Annotated in this window: 5 protein-coding genes and 1 pseudogene; 1 reads left to right on the top strand and 5 read right to left on the bottom strand. The window is 68.7% G+C overall.

Annotation, left to right across the window (positions count from 1 at the left end; all coding sequences use genetic code 11):
* The 5 genes and pseudogenes from CVO76_RS07135 to CVO76_RS07115 all read right to left on the bottom strand — a co-directional run.
* Positions 1-187 (bottom strand): annotated as a pseudogene (locus CVO76_RS07135) (anti-sigma factor); the annotation flags it as partial.
* Positions 174-737: an RNA polymerase sigma factor gene (locus CVO76_RS07130; RefSeq protein WP_244186255.1), complete on the bottom strand. Its 564-nt coding sequence runs from the start codon at positions 735-737 to the stop codon at positions 174-176. The pseudogene CVO76_RS07135 and the gene CVO76_RS07130, both read right to left, overlap by 14 nt.
* Positions 738-807: 70 nt before the next feature.
* Positions 808-1,488: a class F sortase gene (locus tag CVO76_RS07125; protein ID WP_208741479.1), complete on the bottom strand. Its 681-nt coding sequence runs from the start codon at positions 1,486-1,488 to the stop codon at positions 808-810.
* Between the two features lie 71 nt (positions 1,489-1,559).
* Complete coding sequence (locus tag CVO76_RS07120) at positions 1,560-2,384, bottom strand: DUF4397 domain-containing protein (protein ID WP_133081474.1); 825 nt, start codon at positions 2,382-2,384, stop codon at positions 1,560-1,562.
* A 104-nt stretch (positions 2,385-2,488) separates the two neighbouring features.
* Entirely contained in the window at positions 2,489-3,337 is an 849-nt protein-coding gene (locus CVO76_RS07115; RefSeq protein ID WP_133081475.1) for an HpcH/HpaI aldolase/citrate lyase family protein, read from the bottom strand.
* Between the two features lie 262 nt (positions 3,338-3,599).
* Between CVO76_RS07115 and CVO76_RS07110 the strand changes: the two genes are divergently transcribed.
* On the top strand, positions 3,600-4,205 hold a 606-nt coding region (locus CVO76_RS07110), incomplete at its 3' end, for an MFS transporter (protein WP_244186254.1).

Here is a 4,205-nt window from a genome sequence, read left to right as displayed (position 1 = left end):
AGACCGCCGGTCCCGGCGGCTCGAGCACGGTCGTCGACCCGTCGGCCTTCGCGACCATGACGACGCTCCGCAACTCCTCCACGTCGGTGGAGCAGGCATGGCACAGGCCGAGGTGCTCCCGTGACCATGAATCGAGGGGCTCGTCGAGCGCAGCGAGACCGACGAGGTCGGGGTCAAGATGCTGCATTCCATTCCCCCAATCGTTGCCGCAGGTGCACAAGGCTTCTCCGTATGTGGCTCTTGACGGTCCCCAGGGGGAGATTCAGGCGGGCCGAGATCTGCTGGTGCGTCAGGTCTTCGTAGAAGGCGAGCTTGAGGATCGAACTCTGCGGCTCGCCGAGCAGTTCGAGTTCGGACCCCAGGACCACCCGGTCAGTGATCGTATCAACCCCGTGATCCCGGGTGACGCCGGTTTCGGGGGTTGCCGCCGAGTGCATCACCAATCGCTGCTGCCTGCCCTTCGCCGACAGGGAGTCGAGGACGACGTTCCTGCAGATCCCCAGGATCCATCCCGGTACCGTGCCGGACTCCGGGTCGAAGCTGCTTCTGAAGCGCCAGGCCCTGACGAACACGTCCTGCGTGATGTCCGCAGCCGCCGCCCGGTCACCCGTCGACCTGAGCGCGATCGTGTGGACGAGGGGCGAGAAACTCCGGTAGGCAGCCGCCATGGCACCCTCGTCTCCTGCAGAGAACTCGAGGTCGAGCTCCCTCGTCCACTCAGGGCCCGGAGGTGCCACGGTCCACTCCTCAAGCGCGGGGGCCGCACCGGCGCGGCGTCCTGCGATCCTACGCCCTCACCGCGGCAAGTCAGAGGGGCAGGGCAGTGAGCACGACATTGTCCTCGTAGTCGCCTTCGTCCGGCAGCCATTCCCCTCCGCACGTGATGATCCTGAGCTGGTGGTCGCCGTCGCGGGCGAAGATCTCCGATCCGTCCAGCGTCGCCTTCGGGATGTTCCGCACGTCGGAGACCCGGTAACCGAGGGACCGCCCGTCGTCGAGGGTGATGGTGACGATGGTGCCGATGGGCACATCCTTCAACCGGGCGAAGGGCATGACCTCCGTGAGGCTGTCCACGTGGGCTGCCAGGACAGCGTTGCCGGCTTCAGCCCCGGGGGCGGGTCCGTACCGGTACCAGCCGGCCTCCCAGAAACTGTCGGGTATCTCCATGGCGTCGTTCGCATCGATCCCGACGTCGACGACCCTCACCGAGATGTCGGTGCCCGCGATGTCGAGTGCCACGGGAGCCGCATCCGCCGGCCTGAGCGCCGCATCTGCAGGCTGGACGGGAACGCCGGTGGCGCCCGTCGCCGGGGCCGCCGGGTCGGCCGCGGGAGCAACCGGTGCAACCGGTGCAACCGGTGCAACCGCCGAGGGTGACGAGATGGACGGCGCCGGCTCCGGGGGTGCCGAGGTGTCGCCCGGCGCGCACCCGGCGAGGACGACGGCGGCGAGCAGGGCTGCGGTGATTCCTCGCTGACTGGACTGCACTGTCTCGGATCTTCCTTTCGAGAACGGTTCCGCGGGGTGGGGAGGCGACGCCGCCTCCCCACCCCGCACGGCTAGCTGGAGACCCGGACGGCCCGCCGGCGGGAGGCCGCTGCCGCACCGCCGAGCAGCACCAGCAGGAAGGCACCGATGCCGACGGCGGCTCCGTTGTCGTCCTCTGCCGCGAGGCCGGACTGACCGCCGGGGACGGCACCGGGAGCGGAGTGGAGGCCCTCGATGACCTGTGTGGCCAGCGCGAGGTTCCCCGCCTCGAGGCTGCCCCAGGCGTAGACGATCGTCGATGTGCCTTCGGGGAGGGTGAGGTCCGCAGGGCCGATCACCGGAGCGGTGGTGCCCGTGGCAGCCACCGATGCCGACACCGTGCCGGCGTCCGTGGTCAGGGATGCCTCACCCGGATTGCTGAGGTTCTGGAGGATCGGCGCTCCCCCTGCGAGGACGTCGACGGCGGGGGCGGCTGCGACATGGCGGACCGTGACCCTCGTCTTGCCGGCCTCGACGGTGGAGAGGTCGTTGGTGTAGAAATTCGCGGTGGGGTTCCCCTCGGCATCGAGATTGGCGGTCGCGGTGTAGTTCCCGCCCGCCGCCAGGTTGACGTCGACAGGACCGATGAGCGGCGCGCTCGCGTCGGCTGCATCCGCCGCCGTGACGGCCAGCTGGTAGGCCCCCGCCGGCAACTCCAGCGGACCGGCCAGCTCGCCGGGAGCGAAGTCGTCCAGCGTGAGGGCACCGTTGACGTACACATCGACGGTGAGATCAGGAACGCCGTGAAGCACCGACAGCGATGCGACGGCTGGTGTTTCTGCGGCCGTTGCTGGAGCAGCGATGGACGCTGCTCCCACGACTGCGGCGGCTCCTACGGCGTACAGGCTTCTTTGCATGACATCTCCTCGACCCGGCCCCTTCGGGGGCTGTTTCCACTGACATCCGGTAATACCCGGAGGCGCAGCCGTTTGGATGCAGGAGGACGAGGAATCTTTCCGGCTCAGGCGTTCCAGAGACCGTAGGAGTCGGCGAGCGAGGAGATCTTCTGCGCCCGTGCGAGGCGGGGGAGGTAGGAGCCGTCGCCCACCACGGCACCCGCGGCGTGCTCACGCAGCAGTTCAGCAGCCCAGTTGATCTCTGATTCGCTGGGCGACAGTCCCCGATTGATGGTGTCGGTCGCGTCCGTGAGCAGGCACAGCTTGCCGGTCATGCCCATGGAAGCCGTGACCTTGCAAGCCTCGAGCAGCTCCTCTCCCAGGGCGCCGACCGTCGGGCCGTCGATCGGGCCGGGCAACTGCCCGACGCGCGAGGCGACCACGAGCTTGGAACGCGCATAGGCGAGCGCCATCGGATCATCGGACGCACCGGTGTCGCGACGGAAGTCGCCGACGCCGAAGGCCAGGCGGAAGGTACCGGGCGCGCTGGCGATCGCCGTCGCGTTCTCGATGCCGAGCGCGGACTCGATCAGGGCGAGGACGGGCGTACCCGCCTGGAGGCGCATGGCCGTGTGGGTCACCTGCTCGGGCTTCTCCGTCATGGCCAGCATGACGCCGCGGAGACCCGGTGCCTTCGAGAGGGCCGCGAGGTCCTCGGCCCAGTACTCGGTCTCGATGCCGTTGACGCGCACCCAGGCCGTCATGCCGGTGGACAGCGCCTCGACCACGCGCTCGCGGGCCTCGGCCTTGCCCGCCGCGGGAACGGCATCCTCCATGTCGAACACCACGGAATCGGCCTCGGACGTGAGGGCCGGGATGAACGTGTCCTCGGAAGCAGCGGACGCCAGCAGCCAAGATCGGGAGAGCTTCGCGGGAAGCGCGGCTGCGCGGCTGTTTCTGAGGGAGGTGGCCATGCTCAAACAGTACTGAGGACTGTGGGGCATTATCCACCGGAGACAGGGTGCGGTCCGTGAACACTACGACCAAAAGGGCTCTTCGGAGCGGCGTCCGGGTTCCCGGCGTCCCGGCGAGGGCGGGGAAGGACCCTTGACCGCTCCCTGCACGGAGCCTACCATTCGTATACGATTTCGTACTCGATGGCGCCCCGGCGCCTCCTCCGGACGTCGACCGCCCGGGAGGATCAGCAGCACGCACCGAAAGACAAAGGGGTTTTTCATGGCATTGGCTTCAGAACGGGCAGAGCCCACCGGACGGCGGGGCATGAGCGCTGCCGACCGCAAGGTCCTCGCGGGGACGATGGTCGGCACCACCATCGAGTGGTACGACTTCTTCATCTTCGCTCAGGCGGCGGGACTCGTCTTCGCGACCGTCTACTTCGGCCCCCTGGAGACGGAGAGCCCCGGGCTCGCCCAGCTCGTCGCGTGGGCCACGATCGGTATCAGTTTCTTCTTCCGGCCCCTGGGCGCGGTCATCGCGGGCCGACTGGGCGACAGAATGGGCCGCAAGGCGATGCTCGTCTTCACGCTCATCATGATGGGCGCATCCACGGCCCTGATCGGGCTGCTGCCCACCTACGCGCAGATCGGCGTCTGGGCGCCGATCCTCCTCATGCTGCTGCGCATCCTGCAGGGCTTCTCCGCCGGCGGGGAGTGGGGCGGCGCGGCCCTCATGGCCGTCGAGCATGCACCCGTGGCCAAGCGCGGCTTCTGGGGGGCCTACCCGCAGATCGGCGTCCCGGTCGGCATGATCCTGGCCACCCTGGTCCTGTTCCTGCTGCGCAGCTCCCTGTCCCCCGAGGCGTTCCTCGAATGGGGCTGGCGC

The sequence above is a fragment of the Arthrobacter agilis genome, from assembly GCF_002953615.1.
Taxonomy (GTDB): domain Bacteria; phylum Actinomycetota; class Actinomycetes; order Actinomycetales; family Micrococcaceae; genus Arthrobacter_D; species Arthrobacter_D agilis_B.
This window is presented reverse-complemented; position numbering and strand designations above follow the sequence as displayed.